Origin of the sequence: Alkalithermobacter thermoalcaliphilus JW-YL-7 = DSM 7308 (assembly GCA_001584565.1) — a bacterium.
Lineage (GTDB): Bacteria > Bacillota > Clostridia > Peptostreptococcales > Peptostreptococcaceae > Alkalithermobacter > Alkalithermobacter thermoalcaliphilus.
Genome location: LSFY01000001.1, coordinates 1,839,966 through 1,855,173, shown reverse-complemented (window position 1 = coordinate 1,855,173; position 15,208 = coordinate 1,839,966). Strand labels below are relative to the sequence as shown.

The 15,208-nt window shown below is 39.3% G+C and carries 8 protein-coding genes, 43 tRNA genes and 2 rRNA genes; 7 read left to right on the top strand and 46 right to left on the bottom strand.

What is annotated here, in order from left to right; translation table 11 throughout:
* Positions 1-1,257, bottom strand: a 1,257-nt coding sequence (locus JWYL7_RS09705; protein WP_161937502.1) for a leucyl aminopeptidase, incomplete at its 3' end; no start/stop codon positions are given.
* Positions 1,258-1,421: 164 nt separating this feature from the next.
* Between JWYL7_RS09705 and JWYL7_RS09700 the strand changes: the two genes are divergently transcribed.
* From JWYL7_RS09700 to JWYL7_RS09675, 7 genes are all read left to right on the top strand, one after another.
* Complete coding sequence (locus JWYL7_RS09700) at positions 1,422-3,101, top strand: GspE/PulE family protein (protein ID WP_066067199.1); 1,680 nt, start codon at positions 1,422-1,424, stop codon at positions 3,099-3,101.
* A 10-nt stretch (positions 3,102-3,111) separates the two neighbouring features.
* On the top strand, positions 3,112-4,161 hold the full coding sequence (locus JWYL7_RS09695; RefSeq protein ID WP_066067192.1) for a type IV pilus twitching motility protein PilT: 1,050 nt from the start codon (positions 3,112-3,114) through the stop codon (positions 4,159-4,161).
* 24 nt (positions 4,162-4,185) lie between these two features.
* On the top strand, positions 4,186-5,397 hold the full coding sequence (locus JWYL7_RS09690; protein ID WP_066072240.1) for a type II secretion system F family protein: 1,212 nt from the start codon (positions 4,186-4,188) through the stop codon (positions 5,395-5,397).
* Positions 5,398-5,414: 17 nt separating this feature from the next.
* Positions 5,415-5,813, top strand: coding sequence for a competence type IV pilus major pilin ComGC (locus tag JWYL7_RS09685; protein WP_066072238.1), 399 nt, complete (start codon positions 5,415-5,417; stop codon positions 5,811-5,813).
* A 66-nt stretch (positions 5,814-5,879) separates the two neighbouring features.
* Positions 5,880-6,638 (top strand): prepilin peptidase, encoded by a 759-nt coding sequence (locus JWYL7_RS09680; protein WP_066072235.1) that lies wholly within the window; start codon positions 5,880-5,882, stop codon positions 6,636-6,638.
* A gap of 263 nt (positions 6,639-6,901) precedes the next feature.
* Positions 6,902-7,288, top strand: a complete 387-nt coding sequence (locus JWYL7_RS10825; RefSeq protein ID WP_331722123.1) for a transposase family protein — start codon at positions 6,902-6,904, stop codon at positions 7,286-7,288.
* The gene (locus tag JWYL7_RS09675) at positions 7,285-8,115 is read left to right on the top strand and encodes an ISL3 family transposase (RefSeq protein WP_331722124.1); all 831 of its coding nucleotides are present in this window, start codon (positions 7,285-7,287) and stop codon (positions 8,113-8,115) included. Before JWYL7_RS10825 ends, JWYL7_RS09675 begins: the two co-directional genes overlap by 4 nt.
* 155 nt (positions 8,116-8,270) lie before the next feature.
* On the opposite strand, the gene JWYL7_RS09670 is transcribed toward JWYL7_RS09675, so the two are convergent.
* The 45 genes from JWYL7_RS09670 to JWYL7_RS09450 form a co-directional block, all read right to left on the bottom strand.
* Positions 8,271-8,347 (bottom strand) — tRNA-Arg (locus tag JWYL7_RS09670).
* A 17-nt stretch (positions 8,348-8,364) separates the two neighbouring features.
* A tRNA-Cys gene (locus JWYL7_RS09665) sits at positions 8,365-8,438 on the bottom strand.
* 51 nt (positions 8,439-8,489) lie between these two features.
* Positions 8,490-8,566 (bottom strand) — tRNA-His (locus JWYL7_RS09660).
* Between the two features lie 11 nt (positions 8,567-8,577).
* Positions 8,578-8,654 (bottom strand) — tRNA-Pro (locus JWYL7_RS09655).
* A 9-nt stretch (positions 8,655-8,663) separates the two neighbouring features.
* A tRNA-Ile gene (locus JWYL7_RS09650) sits at positions 8,664-8,740 on the bottom strand.
* Positions 8,741-8,745: 5 nt separating this feature from the next.
* Positions 8,746-8,822 (bottom strand) — tRNA-Met (locus JWYL7_RS09645).
* A gap of 5 nt (positions 8,823-8,827) precedes the next feature.
* Positions 8,828-8,903 (bottom strand) — tRNA-Phe (locus JWYL7_RS09640).
* Positions 8,904-8,911: 8 nt separating this feature from the next.
* Positions 8,912-9,000: transfer RNA gene (locus JWYL7_RS09635), tRNA-Ser, on the bottom strand.
* 5 nt (positions 9,001-9,005) lie between these two features.
* Positions 9,006-9,081: transfer RNA gene (locus JWYL7_RS09630), tRNA-Lys, on the bottom strand.
* Positions 9,082-9,090: 9 nt separating this feature from the next.
* A tRNA-Gln gene (locus JWYL7_RS09625) sits at positions 9,091-9,166 on the bottom strand.
* Positions 9,167-9,172: 6 nt separating this feature from the next.
* A tRNA-Arg gene (locus JWYL7_RS09620) sits at positions 9,173-9,249 on the bottom strand.
* A 4-nt stretch (positions 9,250-9,253) separates the two neighbouring features.
* A tRNA-Gly gene (locus tag JWYL7_RS09615) sits at positions 9,254-9,327 on the bottom strand.
* Between the two features lie 15 nt (positions 9,328-9,342).
* Positions 9,343-9,417 (bottom strand) — tRNA-Gly (locus tag JWYL7_RS09610).
* A gap of 5 nt (positions 9,418-9,422) precedes the next feature.
* Positions 9,423-9,505 (bottom strand) — tRNA-Leu (locus tag JWYL7_RS09605).
* A gap of 13 nt (positions 9,506-9,518) precedes the next feature.
* A tRNA-Tyr gene (locus JWYL7_RS09600) sits at positions 9,519-9,603 on the bottom strand.
* A 5-nt stretch (positions 9,604-9,608) separates the two neighbouring features.
* Positions 9,609-9,684 (bottom strand) — tRNA-Thr (locus JWYL7_RS09595).
* Between the two features lie 11 nt (positions 9,685-9,695).
* Positions 9,696-9,772, bottom strand: a tRNA-Asp gene (locus JWYL7_RS09590).
* 7 nt (positions 9,773-9,779) lie between these two features.
* Positions 9,780-9,855: transfer RNA gene (locus JWYL7_RS09585), tRNA-Val, on the bottom strand.
* Positions 9,856-9,863: 8 nt separating this feature from the next.
* Positions 9,864-9,938: transfer RNA gene (locus JWYL7_RS09580), tRNA-Glu, on the bottom strand.
* A 4-nt stretch (positions 9,939-9,942) separates the two neighbouring features.
* A tRNA-Asn gene (locus JWYL7_RS09575) sits at positions 9,943-10,017 on the bottom strand.
* Between the two features lie 66 nt (positions 10,018-10,083).
* Positions 10,084-10,159 (bottom strand) — tRNA-Val (locus tag JWYL7_RS09570).
* A gap of 4 nt (positions 10,160-10,163) precedes the next feature.
* Positions 10,164-10,237, bottom strand: a tRNA-Cys gene (locus tag JWYL7_RS09565).
* 9 nt (positions 10,238-10,246) lie between these two features.
* Positions 10,247-10,322 (bottom strand) — tRNA-Lys (locus JWYL7_RS09560).
* 4 nt (positions 10,323-10,326) lie between these two features.
* A tRNA-His gene (locus JWYL7_RS09555) sits at positions 10,327-10,403 on the bottom strand.
* Between the two features lie 11 nt (positions 10,404-10,414).
* Positions 10,415-10,491: transfer RNA gene (locus JWYL7_RS09550), tRNA-Pro, on the bottom strand.
* A 9-nt stretch (positions 10,492-10,500) separates the two neighbouring features.
* Positions 10,501-10,577 (bottom strand) — tRNA-Ile (locus tag JWYL7_RS09545).
* 5 nt (positions 10,578-10,582) lie between these two features.
* A tRNA-Met gene (locus JWYL7_RS09540) sits at positions 10,583-10,659 on the bottom strand.
* Between the two features lie 5 nt (positions 10,660-10,664).
* Positions 10,665-10,740 (bottom strand) — tRNA-Phe (locus JWYL7_RS09535).
* Between the two features lie 8 nt (positions 10,741-10,748).
* A tRNA-Ser gene (locus tag JWYL7_RS09530) sits at positions 10,749-10,837 on the bottom strand.
* Between the two features lie 5 nt (positions 10,838-10,842).
* A tRNA-Lys gene (locus tag JWYL7_RS09525) sits at positions 10,843-10,918 on the bottom strand.
* A 9-nt stretch (positions 10,919-10,927) separates the two neighbouring features.
* Positions 10,928-11,003 (bottom strand) — tRNA-Gln (locus tag JWYL7_RS09520).
* A gap of 6 nt (positions 11,004-11,009) precedes the next feature.
* Positions 11,010-11,086, bottom strand: a tRNA-Arg gene (locus JWYL7_RS09515).
* A 4-nt stretch (positions 11,087-11,090) separates the two neighbouring features.
* A tRNA-Gly gene (locus JWYL7_RS09510) sits at positions 11,091-11,164 on the bottom strand.
* Positions 11,165-11,179: 15 nt separating this feature from the next.
* A tRNA-Gly gene (locus JWYL7_RS09505) sits at positions 11,180-11,254 on the bottom strand.
* 5 nt (positions 11,255-11,259) lie between these two features.
* Positions 11,260-11,342, bottom strand: a tRNA-Leu gene (locus JWYL7_RS09500).
* A 14-nt stretch (positions 11,343-11,356) separates the two neighbouring features.
* Positions 11,357-11,441 (bottom strand) — tRNA-Tyr (locus JWYL7_RS09495).
* 5 nt (positions 11,442-11,446) lie between these two features.
* A tRNA-Thr gene (locus JWYL7_RS09490) sits at positions 11,447-11,522 on the bottom strand.
* Between the two features lie 11 nt (positions 11,523-11,533).
* A tRNA-Asp gene (locus tag JWYL7_RS09485) sits at positions 11,534-11,610 on the bottom strand.
* Positions 11,611-11,617: 7 nt separating this feature from the next.
* Positions 11,618-11,693: transfer RNA gene (locus JWYL7_RS09480), tRNA-Val, on the bottom strand.
* Between the two features lie 8 nt (positions 11,694-11,701).
* Positions 11,702-11,776: transfer RNA gene (locus JWYL7_RS09475), tRNA-Glu, on the bottom strand.
* A 2-nt stretch (positions 11,777-11,778) separates the two neighbouring features.
* Positions 11,779-11,854, bottom strand: a tRNA-Met gene (locus JWYL7_RS09470).
* A gap of 6 nt (positions 11,855-11,860) precedes the next feature.
* Positions 11,861-11,949 (bottom strand) — tRNA-Leu (locus JWYL7_RS09465).
* Positions 11,950-11,956: 7 nt separating this feature from the next.
* Positions 11,957-12,031 (bottom strand) — tRNA-Asn (locus JWYL7_RS09460).
* Positions 12,032-12,036: 5 nt separating this feature from the next.
* A 5S ribosomal RNA gene (rrf, locus tag JWYL7_RS09455) occupies positions 12,037-12,153 on the bottom strand.
* 91 nt (positions 12,154-12,244) lie between these two features.
* Positions 12,245-15,162: ribosomal RNA gene (locus JWYL7_RS09450) — 23S ribosomal RNA — on the bottom strand.
* Positions 15,163-15,208: the final 46 nt, after the last annotated feature.

The window sequence follows — 15,208 nt, the reverse complement described above, 5'->3', positions numbered from 1 at the left end:
TATAAGCTCTTTATACTCTGGATAATTAGGTAGTCTCCATATTTTTTCTCCTGATATCTTGCTTGCTTTTTCTAGCTGCAAATAGAAATTGTCATTATTTGAAACTACAGCTGTTGTAATAGTTCCTAGTGCTACTAAAGCTGCACCTGTTAAAGTAGCTATATCTAAAACCTTACTTACATTTTCCTTTTCTATAACATAATTTACAGCATCAACTAATGTCAATCTTCCTTCTGCATCTGTATTTAAAACTTCTATAGTCTTCCCTGCCATAGACTCTATTATATCTCCTGGTTTATAAGCATTTGAGGATATCATATTTTCACAAGCTGCTATAACTCCAATTACATTTACTTTTAAATTCATTTTTGCTATAGCACTTATTGTTCCTATAACAGCCCCAGCTCCAGCCATATCAGATTTCATTTCAACCATACTATCTGTCATCTTCAAAGATAAACCTCCACTATCATATGTAAGTCCTTTGCCCACAAGACCTAATATATTATCTTTATTTTCTATGTCTTTCATGTATTTCATAACTATAAGTCTTGGTGGATTACTAGCTCCTTTTGCAACCTCTAGGTAAGCTTTCATTCCTAAATTCTCTATTTGTTTTTCATCATAAATCTCAACTAAAAAATTACTCTCTTTTCCTATTTCTACTACTTTGTTTGCAAGGTCTATTGGAGTAAGTTTATTAGCTGGTTCATTTACTAAATCTCTGCATAAATTTGTAGCACTTGCTAGTATATTAGCTTCATTAACTAGATGATTAATTTCTTCTTTGTTAACTTTACAATTTATACATATACTATCTATATTAGTTTCTCTTTTAGAAGTTTTGTACTTTTCAAACTTATAAACAGATAAAATAATTCCTTCACATATGTAGTTTATATATTTCTTAACAAAATCATCGCTCATATTATCAAGTATAAATTGTATATTTTTAGAGCATAGTTTTTCACACTCTTTTACTGCCCTTGCTACTGCACCCCTTACTCTTTGACCTGTAAGAGTTTCTTTATCTCCTAATCCTAACAATATTATATTTTTTAGATTATTATCTAAATATAAGGTAATAACTTTTATTTCTTTATACTCTCCCTTGAACTGTTTTGATTTAATCAAGTAGTCTATGCTATTTAATACATCTTCATCTACTCCTTCAAATAAGCCTTCTAGAGTATCCAAATAAGCTAATATTACTGTGTCACAATTGTCTTTGATTTTTTCATTAACTTTTATAATCAATGTAGATCCTCCTTTGTTTAAATTTTGATTTATCATTATATTACCCTTTTGGAGTATTTATTAAAAGTATATATACAATCTTTAATTTAACGGATAATAGAATAGCAAAAATATGTCAATATATAAATATTAGGAACACTAAAAATATATAGTACGGAGGGTATATGAAAAATAATAAGTTCAAATTAGGAGATATGTTGGTATCAGTTGGAAAAATAACTAATAATCAATTGCAAGAAGCTTTAAAAGAACAAAGAATATCAGGAAAGAAATTAGGAGAAATACTTGTAGAAAAAGGATTTGTAGATGAACTTCAAATAATAGAAATATTGGAATTTCAACTAGGTATACCTCATATAGATTTGAATAAATACTATATAGATCCTAACACAGTTAAACTAATACCTGAGTATTTAGCTAGAAAACATATTCTAATTCCTATATCTAAAAAGAATGGAAAATTAACAGTAGCAATGGCAGATCCATTGAATATTTTTGCTATAGATGATATTAGAATATACTCTGGTTTTGATATTGAACCTGTTATATCTACTAAAGCTAGCATCCTTAAAACTATAGATATATATTACGGAAAAGAAATAGCACAAAAAGCAGTTGAAGATTTTAAAAAAGAACAAACTAAAAATATTAATAACGAAATTAAAAGTGATTCTTTAGAAAATGTAAATACTGCTCCGATAGTTAGGCTAGTAAACTCTATATTTGAAGAAGCTGTAAATATAGGTGCAAGTGATATACATATTGAACCTTTTGAAAATAATGTAAGAATACGATATAGAGTTGATGGAAGTTTAATAGAGGGAATGAACTTGATAAAAGAAACTCATTTATCCTTAGTTAATAGAATAAAAATTATGGGCAAAATGAATATAGCAGAAAAAAGAATACCTCAAGATGGAAGAATAGAAATAAATATAAATGATAAACCATTAGATCTTCGTATATCTATAATACCCACAGTATTTGGAGAAAAAGTGGTAATAAGGCTTTTAGTTAGAAATGGATTTTTCTTTTCAAGAAATGACCTAGGACTAATAGATGAAAACATAGAAAGATTTGATAAAGTAGTCAAAAACCCTAGCGGTATAATATTAATTACAGGACCTACAGGAAGTGGAAAAACAACAACACTATATACTTTACTAAAAGAATTGAATAGTATAGACAAAAACATAATATCTATAGAAGATCCTGTTGAATATAAAATTGAAGGTATAAATCAAATTCAGATAAATAATAAAGCAGGACTTACATTTGCAAATGGTCTTAGATCTATATTAAGACAAGATCCTGATATCATAATGGTTGGTGAAATAAGAGATAAAGAAACAGCTCAAATATCTATAAGAGCAGCTACAACAGGACATTTAGTTATAAGTACTATGCATACTAATGATGCTCCTTCTACTATTTCAAGACTTTTAGATATGGAAATAGAACCTTACCTTATCTCATCTTCACTAGTAGGGGTAGTAGCTCAAAGGTTAGTTAGAAAGATATGTCCAGAATGCATACAGCATTATACTCCTAGTATAGAAGAAATGAAGATTCTAAATATTAATGAGGATACAAAACTATATAAAGGAAAGGGATGTCTTAATTGTAGTAATACAGGATATAAAGGAAGAAGAGCAATCCATGAAATAATGATAATAGACAAAGAGTCTAAGAGTATGATAAATTCAAAATTTAATCTAGAAGATTTAAGAGAACATGCACTTAAAAATGGTATGATTTCACTAAAAGAAAACTGTAAAAAACTAGTATTAAGCGGAGTAACTACTTTTGATGAGATGATAAAAGCTACATACACTTACGAGTAGGTGATAATTTATGAATATGTACGATTTGCTTCAAAAAACAAGGCAATTAAATGCTTCAGATCTTCATATAACTGTTGGACACCCTCCTGTTATGAGAATAAATGGAGTATTAACTAAATATACCGATCAAGTACTTCTACCAGAAGATAACCTAAGACTTGTAAAAGAAATATTAGATACTACTCAATTTAATAAACTTGAGGAATACGGAGAAATAGATACCTCGGTTTCATATAGTAAGCTAGGTAGATTTAGAGTAAATGTGTTTAAACAAAGAAATACTTATGGTATTGCTATAAGATGCATTCATGTAGATGTTCCTACTATAGAAGAACTAGGTTTGCCATCAGTGATTAAAGATTTAACTAAAAAACAAAGAGGCCTTATACTTGTAACAGGTCCAACTGGAAGTGGAAAATCTACTACTCTTGCAGCTATGATAGATTGTATAAACAAAGAAAGAAGTTGCCATATACTAACTTTAGAAGACCCTATAGAATATCTTCATAAACACAAAAAAAGTATAATAAACCAAAGAGAAATAGGAACAGATTCTAAATCATTTTCTCAAGCTTTAAGATCTGCTCTAAGACAAGATCCAGATGTAATATTAGTAGGTGAAATGAGAGATCTTGAAACTATGTCAATAGCACTTACTGCAGCCGAAACAGGTCATTTAGTACTATCTACCCTTCACACAATAGGAGCAGCTAAAACTATAGATAGAATTATAGACTCTTTTCCTTCACATCATAAACAACAAATAATAATTCAACTATCTACAATACTAGAAGGAGTTATATCCCAACAACTTCTACCGACATTAGATGGAAAAAAAAGAGTTGCAGCACTAGAAATAATGATTGCAACACCGGCAATAAGAAATCTTATAAGAGAAAATAAAACACACCAGATCCAAACCGCTATACAAACAGGAGCAAAATTTGGTATGAAAAGCATGGATGCAAGTTTAAGTGAGCTTTATATGAAAGGATATATAAGTAAAGAAACAATGATTAATCACGCTGTAGATAAAGATATGATAGAGCGATATATTTAACTTTAAATAAGAAAGGTGTTAGATATGCCTGTATATAAATATATGGTAGTAAATGAAGCAGGAGAAAAAATTAAAAGTGTTATTCACGCAAATAATGAAAATGAAGTGTTAAGTATATTAAGAAAATACAACTACTATCCTATAGAAATAAAAGAAATTAAAAAAAAATCCAAAATAAAAGATCTATTATATATAAATAAAGTAAAGACAAAAGATATAGCAATATTTTGTAGACAATTTTATACGCTTTTAAATTCAGGAATAACAATATTGACTTGTTTAGATATATTAAAGTCTCAAACAGAAAATAAAAATCTTAAATCATCACTCAATCAGTGTTATGAAGATGTTCAAAGAGGAATGTCATTTTCAGAATCTCTAAAGAAAAATAATGATGTATTTCCAAGTCTACTTATAAGCATGATAGAAGTTGGAGAAGTAAGTGGTAATCTAGACATAATAATGAACAGGATGGCTACATATTATGAAAAAGAAAACAAGATATATACAAAGGTAAAGGGGGCTATGACTTATCCTATTATACTAAGTATAGTTTCAGCTGTAGTAGTTACATTTTTACTTGCATTTATCTTACCTACATTTGTTGTAATGTTTGAAAATTCAGGAGTTTCTTTACCTATGCCTACTAGGCTTCTTCTAAATATAAGCCATATAATCATAGAGTTTGGATATTTAATTTTAATAATTTTAATATCAATACTGTACATTTTGAAAAAAGTAATGCAAAATAGAAAAATAAGTTACACATTAGATAAACTTAAATTAAAAATACCTATAGTAAAGGATATTGTAATAAAAGTAATAACATCTAGATTTAGTAGAAGCTTAGCTATCTTAGTATCTAGTGGAGTTCCTTTAATAAGATCATTAGAGATTGTATCAAGTGTTGTAGGAAACAAGTTTGTATCAGATAAAATACAAAAATCAAAAGATGATGTTCTTAAAGGAGTAAGTTTAGCTGTACCTATAGAAAAAGTAGGTATTTTTCCTCCTATGCTTGTACATATGATAAAAGTAGGAGAAGAATCAGGTATGTTAGATGATATGCTTGATAAAACTTCAGATTTTTACGACGATGAAGTTGACAGTGCATTCCAAAAGATGACAACTTTAATAGAGCCTTTAATGATTGTTGTTATGTCAATCATTGTTGGATTTATTGTTCTTGCAATAATCCTTCCTATGTTTGACATGATAAATACAGTTAGCTATTAGTATGAGGAGGTAAGACTATGATAAAAACTGTGAGCAAAATAGTAAAAAATAAAAAAGGATTTACATTAGTTGAACTTGTGATAGTATTAGCAATTTTAGGAGTTATAGCTTTAATTGCAATACCAAGATTTGGAACTATACAAGAAGAATCAAAACGAAAAGCTGATATAGCTTCAGCTGCTATAATAGGTAGAGCTGCTGAACTCGCACTAGCAAATGGCGAGCAAGAAAGCGATATTAATTTGGAGAACTTAGTAACTAAAGGTTATTTAGATTCAGTCTCTAATCCACAGTATAAAGAAGGAACTTTTGAAGTTGAAGTAGAAAATGGAAAAGTTGTAGTTAAAGTAGATACCTCTGAAGTATATCCAAATCAAACAGGAAGATATAGTCAACAATCAGAACAACAAAATTAATAATACTAACTTTAAGGACAATATACATATGTATATTGTCCTTAAAGTTATAAAAAGGAGATAGTTATGCTATATTTAATATTTATATTTGGAATTTTAATAGGATCCTTTCTTAATGTATGTATCTATAGAATTCCTAAAGGTAAATCTATAATTTATCCTTCATCAAGCTGCACTATTTGCAATAACAAACTAAAATTTTTTGACTTGATACCTATAATAAGCTATATATTTCTTAAAGGAAAATGTAGATATTGTGAAAATAAAATATCTATAAAATATCCATTGATTGAACTTACAAATGGTATAATATACTTAATATTATTCCTAAAATTTGGACTTAGCATATTAACTATAAAATATTTTATAATATCTAGTATTTTAATAGTTATAACATTCATAGACTATGAGTACACAATAATTCCTGATGAGCTTATAATATTTGGATTTATTAGCGTATTTATAATTTATCTATTAGATAATTTTTCTATAGGATTTATTAACTCTTTCATAGGCCTTTTAGTAGGAGGAGGATTATTTCTTACTATAGCACTAATTACAAAAGGAGCTATGGGCGGAGGAGATGTCAAGTTAATGGGTCTTTTAGGATTTGCTATTGGTCCTTTAAATATATTGCTTAATGCGTTTTTATCATTTATGATAGGTGCTATAATATGCATTGTATTACTAAGTTTAGGTATAAAAAATAAAAAAGATTATATTCCATTCGGACCATTTATAGCTGTAGCATGGTTTATAACTATTTATTTTGGAAATGGAATTATAAGCTGGTATGTAAAGTATATACAACAAAGTCTTCTTTGAAAAATTAATAAAGAAAACTTTGTTGAAACACATTACGTAAATTATGACTTATCCATAATTTATTAAAGTGCATAATTTCCTATGTGTTATAAAAAAGTGGGCTACATACCCACTCTAATTATTTATAGATAGCTAAAAAAGTAGACCATATTGGTCTACTTTTTAATTTAGGTTCTATAATAAATGTTGGGGGGCATGAAATATTGTGCTTCAACATTTATTTTTTGGCATAATAAAAGCACTTGTGAAATAAATCTGCTAAAATGTTAATTGACCTTAAAAAAAAACATAGAAAGGAGATTTATTCACAAGTGCACTCTAATTTTATCAATAAATTACTAAATTTACAAGGCGTAAAAATAAATAAAATTTCTCATGAGGATTCTTTTATAAAAATATATATAAAAACCAATCCACGTGAACATACTTGCCCTGCCTGCGGCTGCTTAACTTCTAGGGTTCATGATTATAGAAATCAATTAATTAAGGATTTGCCGTTGCAGTTTAAACATGTATTCCTTGTGCTACGAAAAAGGCGATATGTATGTTCATGTGGTAAAAGATTTTATGAGCATTACGACTTTCTTCCCCGTTATAACCGCATGACTAAGCGCTTATTTGCAATGAACTTACTAAAGTTACTAGTATGACTTCAATAGCTAAATCTGCTAATGTATCTGTTTCTACGGTTACTCGTATCTTTAACTATGTTAATTACAGTATACCTACTCTTCCAAAAGTTCTTTGCATTGATGAGTTTAAGGGTAATGCTGAAACCGGAAGGTATCAATGTATACTTGTTGATGGCGAGAAAAATAAGGTATTAGATATCCTTGCGGATAGGTCTCAAAATCATCTTATAAGTTACTTTAACAAATTTTCCCGTAAAGAAAGATGTAATGTTCAATTTTTTGTTTGTGATATGTGGCAACCATATACTGATCTAGCAAAAATTTATTTTCCTAATGCTAAAATTATTATTGATAAATATCATTTTATTAGACAAGTCACTTGGGCTATTGAAAATGTTAGAAAGCGTATACAAAAAAATATGCCACTTAATCTTAGAAAATATTACAAACGAAGTAGAAAACTTATACTTACCCGTTATCATAAACTTCAAGATGAAAACAAAAAAGCAGTTGACTTAATGCTATTGTATAACGATGACCTGCGCGTTGCGCATAAGTTAAAAGAATGGTTTTATGAGATATGTCAAAGTAATAATTATTCTTATCAAAGTGATGCTTTAATCAATTGGATTAAAAATGCAGAAAGCTCTAAAATAGAAGAGTTTGAAAAATGTGCAGCTACATATAGAAGATGGGTTAATGAAATAAGAAATGCCTTTAAATATGGTTATACAAATGGCCCCACTGAAGGATTTAATAACAAGATTAAGGTATTAAAACGTGTTTCCTTTGGAATTAAGAATTTCCATAGATTCCGAAATAGAATTATTCACTGTACTAATTAAATACCATAAAATTCCTACATTTTAGTTAGGTTTATTTAGTGTACCCAAAAACATGCAAAACTCTATGGCTATATTAAAATAGGTTCAAATATAGTAATGGAGTAGGATTGATGTCAACCCTACCCCAACTATTGACAAAGAGCCTTTATTATTAATGGTGCGCCCAGAGGGACTCGAACCCCCAACCTTCTGATTCGTAGTCAGACACTCTATCCAGTTGAGCTATAGGCGCATATTAACATAAAAAAATGGAGGCGGCACCCAGATTCGAACTGGGGATGAAGGAGTTGCAGTCCTCTGCCTTACCACTTGGCTATGCCGCCTCGTTATATATATATTATATTAAGTTATACAAACAAATATTCATAAAAAATTGGGGTGAATAATGGGAGTCGAACCCACGACCTCCAGAGCCACAATCTGGCGCTCTAACCAACTGAGCTATATTCACCACATATATTTTGGTCGAGGTGGAGGGACTCGAACCCCCGGCCCCATGGTCCCAAACCACGTGCGCTACCAAACTGCGCTACACCTCGACATTAAATTGGTGGGCCTTCAGGGACTCGAACCCCGGACCTGCCGGTTATGAGCCGGACGCTCTAACCAACTGAGCTAAAGGCCCCCATATGGTAGCGGCAACTAGATTCGAACTAGTGACCTTTCGGGTATGAACCGAACGCTCTAGCCAACTGAGCTATGCCGCCATGTATGGTGCCCAGAGGCGGAATCGAACCACCGACACGGGGATTTTCAGTCCCCTGCTCTACCGACTGAGCTATCTGGGCTTTTTAATTGGCGGAGGGGGTGGGATTCGAACCCACGGCCCCTTGCGGAGTCACTGGTTTTCAAGACCAGCTCCTTAAACCACTCGGACACCCCTCCTTAGTTGGTGACCCATCCGCGACTCGAACGCGGGACACCCTGATTAAAAGTCAGGTGCTCTACCTACTGAGCTAATGGGTCTTATTAAGTTGGCTGGGGATGCTGGACTCGAACCAGCGAATGCAGGAGTCAAAGTCCTGTGCCTTACCGACTTGGCGAATCCCCAAAATTATGGCGTGCCTGAAGGGATTCGAACCCCTGACACGTGGCTTAGAAGGCCACTGCTCTATCCAGCTGAGCTACAGGCACATATTGGAGCGGGTGAAGGGGATCGAACCCTCGCAGCCGGCTTGGAAGGCCGGAACTCTACCACTGAGCTACACCCGCGTATTCATAGTGTCATGGAGCGGAAGACGAGATTCGAACTCGCGACCCTCGCCTTGGCAAGGCGATGCTCTACCACTGAGCCACTTCCGCATATGTGGTGCGGGTGGAGGGACTTGAACCCCCACGGTTGCCCGCTAGATCCTAAGTCTAGTGCGTCTGCCAATTCCGCCACACCCGCATGTTTTTTTAGTTGGTGGAGGGGACTGGATTCGAACCAGTGAAGGCGTTGCCAACAGATTTACAGTCTGCCCCCTTTGGCCACTCGGGAACCCCTCCTAATTTGGAGCTGGTGATGGGACTCGAACCCGCAACCTGCTGATTACAAGTCAGCTGCTCTGCCAATTGAGCTACACCAGCATATTGAATTTTGGCGACCTGGAAGGGACTCGAACCCTCGACCTCCAGCGTGACAGGCTGGCATTCTAACCAACTGAACTACCAGGCCATTTTATTGGTGGGATCAACAGGGATCGAACCTGTGACCCCCTGCTTGTAAGGCAGGTGCTCTCCCAGCTGAGCTATGATCCCACTTTATTTGGTGACCCATAGGGGATTCGAACCCCTGTTACCGCCGTGAAAGGGCGGTGTCTTAACCGCTTGACCAATGGGCCATGTTGGCTCCAAGGGTGGGACTCGAACCCACAGCCTATCGGTTAACAGCCGAGTGCTCCACCATTGAGCTACCTTGGAACATTAAACTTTAACCTAACAACATAAACAATATACCACTTTTCTTATGGCTTGTCAATATATTTTTGGTGGGATCAACAGGGATCGAACCTGTGACCCCCTGCTTGTAAGGCAGGTGCTCTCCCAGCTGAGCTATGATCCCACTTTGGAGGCGGCACCCAGATTTGAACTGGGGATGAAGGAGTTGCAGTCCTCTGCCTTACCACTTGGCTATGCCGCCTAGATGAAATGGTGACTCATCCGCGACTCGAACGCGGGACACCCTGATTAAAAGTCAGGTGCTCTACCGACTGAGCTAATGAGTCTTATTGGGGTGAATAATGGGAGTCGAACCCACGACCTCCAGAGCCACAATCTGGCGCTCTAACCAACTGAGCTATATTCACCACATATATTTTGGTCGAGGTGGAGGGACTCGAACCCCCGGCCCCATGGTCCCAAACCACGTGCGCTACCAAACTGCGCTACACCTCGACATTAAATTGGTGGGCCTTCAGGGACTCGAACCCCGGACCTGCCGGTTATGAGCCGGACGCTCTAACCAACTGAGCTAAAGGCCCCCATATGGTAGCGGCAACTAGATTCGAACTAGTGACCTTTCGGGTATGAACCGAACGCTCTAGCCAACTGAGCTATGCCGCCATGTATGGTGCCCAGAGGCGGAATCGAACCACCGACACGGGGATTTTCAGTCCCCTGCTCTACCGACTGAGCTATCTGGGCTTTCTAATTGGCGGAGGGGGTGGGATTCGAACCCACGGCCCCTTGCGGAGTCACTGGTTTTCAAGACCAGCTCCTTAAACCACTCGGACACCCCTCCTTAGTTGGTGACCCATCCGCGACTCGAACGCGGGACACCCTGATTAAAAGTCAGGTGCTCTACCTACTGAGCTAATGGGTCTTATTAAGTTGGCTGGGGATGCTGGACTCGAACCAGCGAATGCAGGAGTCAAAGTCCTGTGCCTTACCGACTTGGCGAATCCCCAAAATTATGGCGTGCCTGAAGGGATTCGAACCCCTGACACGTGGCTTAGAAGGCCACTGCTCTATCCAGCTGAGCTACAGGCACATATTGGAGCGGGTGAAGGGGATCGAACCCTCGCAGCCGGCTTGGAAGGCCGGAACTCTACCACTGAGCTACACCCGCATATTCATAGTGTCATGGAGCGGAAGACGAGATTCGAACTCGCGACCCTCGCCTTGGCAAGGCGATGCTCTACCACTGAGCCACTTCCGCATATGTGGTGCGGGTGGAGGGACTTGAACCCCCACGGTTGCCCGCTAGATCCTAAGTCTAGTGCGTCTGCCAATTCCGCCACACCCGCATGTTTTTTTTAGTTGGTGGAGGGGACTGGATTCGAACCAGTGAAGGCGTTGCCAACAGATTTACAGTCTGCCCCCTTTGGCCACTCGGGAACCCCTCCTAATTTGGAGCTGGTGATGGGACTCGAACCCGCAACCTGCTGATTACAAGTCAGCTGCTCTGCCAATTGAGCTACACCAGCATATTGAATTTTGGCGACCTGGAAGGGACTCGAACCCTCGACCTCCAGCGTGACAGGCTGGCATTCTAACCAACTGAACTACCAGGCCATTTTATTGGTGGGATCAACAGGGATCGAACCTGTGACCCCCTGCTTGTAAGGCAGGTGCTCTCCCAGCTGAGCTATGATCCCACTTTATTTGGTGACCCATAGGGGATTCGAACCCCTGTTACCGCCGTGAAAGGGCGGTGTCTTAACCGCTTGACCAATGGGCCATTGGTTGCGGGGGTAGGACTTGAACCTACGACCTTCGGGTTATGAGCCCGACGAGCTGCCAACTGCTCCACCCCGCGATGTTGTGGTGCCGAGGACCGGAATCGAACCGGTACGGTCTGTAAGGACCGCAGGATTTTAAGTCCTGTGCGTCTGCCAGTTCCGCCACCTCGGCATTTTATTGGCTCCAAGGGTGGGACTCGAACCCACAACCTATCGGTTAACAGCCGAGTGCTCCACCATTGAGCTACCTTGGAACACAAACTGGCTACGTCCTACTCTCCCACGAGGCTTCCCTCCAAGTACCATCGGCGCAAAGGAGCTTAACTTCTGTGTTCGGAATGGGAACAGGTGTATCCTCCTTGCTATAGTAACCAGATTTGCATCATCCATCAGGATTTTTATTTTAGCATTTTTATTTTCAAGTGTCAATATCCAAATATTAACACTTTCAAAACTGCATAGCATTTTTGGTCAAGTCCTCGACCTATTAGTACTCATAAGCTAAACACATTACTGCGCTTACACCTTGAGCCTATCAACCAAGTAGTCTTCTTGGGGTCTTACCTTAAAAAGTGGGAAATCTTATCTTGAGGGTGGCTTCGCGCTTAGATGCTTTCAGCGCTTATCCAGTCCATACATAGCTACCCAGCTGTGCCACTGGCGTGACAACTGGTGCACCAGAGGTATGTCCATCCCGGTCCTCTCGTACTAAGGACAGCTCCTCTCAAATTTCCTACGCCTGCGACGGATAGGGACCGAACTGTCTCACGACGTTCTGAACCCAGCTCGCGTACCACTTTAATGGGCGAACAGCCCAACCCTTGGGACCTACTACAGCCCCAGGATGTGATGAGCCGACATCGAGGTGCCAAACCTCCCCGTCGATGTGGACTCTTGGGGGAGATCAGCCTGTTATCCCCAGGGTAGCTTTTATCCGTTGAGCGATGGCCCTTCCACTCGGTACCACCGGATCACTAAGCCCGACTTTCGTCCTTGCTCGACCTGTATGTCTTGCAATCAAGCTCCCTTTTGCCTTTACACTCTATGCACGATTTCCGACCGTGCTGAGGGAACCTTTGGGCGCCTCCGTTACTTTTTAGGAGGCGACCGCCCCAGTCAAACTGCCCACCTGACAGTGTCCCAAGACCGGATTCACGGCCTGTGGTTAGAATCCCAATACTACAAGGGTGGTATCCCAAGGATGGCTCCACCGAAACTGGCGTCCCGGCTTCTCAGCCTCCCACCTATCCTGTACATGTAGTATCAAGATCCAATGTCAAGCTACAGTAAAGCTCCATGGGGTCTTTCCGTCCTGTCGCAGGTATCCAGCATCTTCACTGGAATTACAATTTCACCGAGTCCCTTGTTGAGACAGTGCCCAAATCGTTACGCCTTTCGTGCGGGTCGGAACTTACCCGACAAGGAATTTCGCTACCTTAGGACCGTTATAGTTACGGCCGCCGTTTACTGGGGCTTAAGTTCAGTGCTTCGCAAAAGCTAACACATCCCCTTAACCTTCCAGCACCGGGCAGGCGTCAGCCCCTATACATCATCTTTCGATTTAGCAGAGACCTGTGTTTTTGGTAAACAGTCGCTTGGGCCTATTCTCTGCGGCCTCCTCGGGCATACACCCTAACGAGGCACCCCTTCTCCCGAAGTTACGGGGTCATTTTGCCGAGTTCCTTAACAAGGGTTCTCTCGCTGGCCTTAGGATTCTCTCCTCACCTACCTGTGTCGGTTTGCGGTACGGGCACCTCTTACCTCGGTAGAGACTTTTCTTGGCAGCATGAAATCAGCTACTTCGCTACTTAAATTCGCTCCCCATCACACCTTAGGATATGTTAAGACGGATTTGCCTATCTTAACTCCCTTGATGCTTGGACCTACGCGACCAGCGGTAGGATAGCCTATCCTTCTGCGTCATCCCATCCCTCAAACGGTAATTGGTGGTACAGGAATCTCAACCTGTTGTCCATCGCCTACGCCAATCGGCCTCGGCTTAGGTCCCGACTAACCCTGAGCGGACGAACCTTCCTCAGGAAACCTTAGGTTTTCGGCCCGTGGGATTCTCACCCACGTCTCGCTACTCATGCCAACATTCTCTCTTCTCTAAAGTCCACTAATCCTTACGGTTTAGCTTCAGCCCTTAGAGAATGCTCCCCTACCCATCCTTACGGATGCCGTAGCTTCGGTGATGAGTTTTAGCCCCGGTAATTTTCGGCGCAGGATCACTCGACCAGTGAGCTATTACGCACTCTTTAAATGAATGGCTGCTTCTAAGCCAACATCCTGGTTGTCTGTGCAATCCCACATCCTTTTCCACTTAACTCATACTTAGGGACCTTAGCTGACGGTCTGGGCTGTTTCCCTCTTGACTATGAATCTTATCACCCATAGTCTGACTCCCGAGCAAAAGAATAAGGCATTCGGAGTTTGATAGTCTTCGGTAACCCAAAGGGCCCCTAGGACAGTCAGTGCTCTACCTCCTTTTCTCTAAGCTCGAGGCTAGCCCTAAAGCTATTTCGGGGAGAACCAGCTATCTCCAAGCTCGATTGGAATTTCACCGCTACCCACAGCTCATCCCCGCACTTTTCAACGTGCGTGGGTTCGGACCTCCACGAAATTTTACTTTCGCTTCATCCTGTCCATGGGTAGGTCGCCTGGTTTCGGGTCTACGGCAAGTAACTAAAACGCCCATTTAAGACTCGCTTTCGCTGCGGCTCCAGACCTTAAGTCCTTAACCTTGCTACTTACCGTAACTCGTTGGCCCGTTCTACAAAAAGTACGCGGTCACACTAAAAATGTGCTTCCACAGCTTGTAGGCACAGGGTTTCAGGTTCTATTTCACTCCCCTCCCGGGGTTCTTTTCACCTTTCCCTCACGGTACTATGCGCTATCGGTCACCAAGTAGTATTTAGCCTTGGGGGGTGGTCCCCCCTGCTTCCCACAGGGTTTCACGTGTCCCGTGGTACTCTGGAGTATGCTCAAAAGGTTTCGTGTTTAATCTACAGGACTGTTACCTTCTGTGGTGGGCCTTTCCAGACCTCTTCGACTACACTACTAACTTTTTAAAGAGCATATCCGCAACCCCTACAAAGCGAAGCTTTATAGGTTTGGGCTGATCCCCTTTCGCTCGCCGCTACTTAGGGAATCGAATTTTCTTTCTCTTCCTCAGGGTACTTAGATGTTTCAGTTCCCCTGGTTCCCCTCCTTAGACTATGTATTCATCTAAGGATACCTAGACATTACTCTAGGTGGGTTTCCCCATTCGGAAATCTCCGGATCAAAGGTTGCTTGCACCTCCCCGAAGCTTATCGCAGCTTACCACGTCCTTCATCGGCTCTTGGTGCCAAGGCATCCGCCCTGCGCCCTTAATAACTTGACCAGCTATAATGCTATGCAATTTTCAAAGTGCTAAAGCACATCGCCAA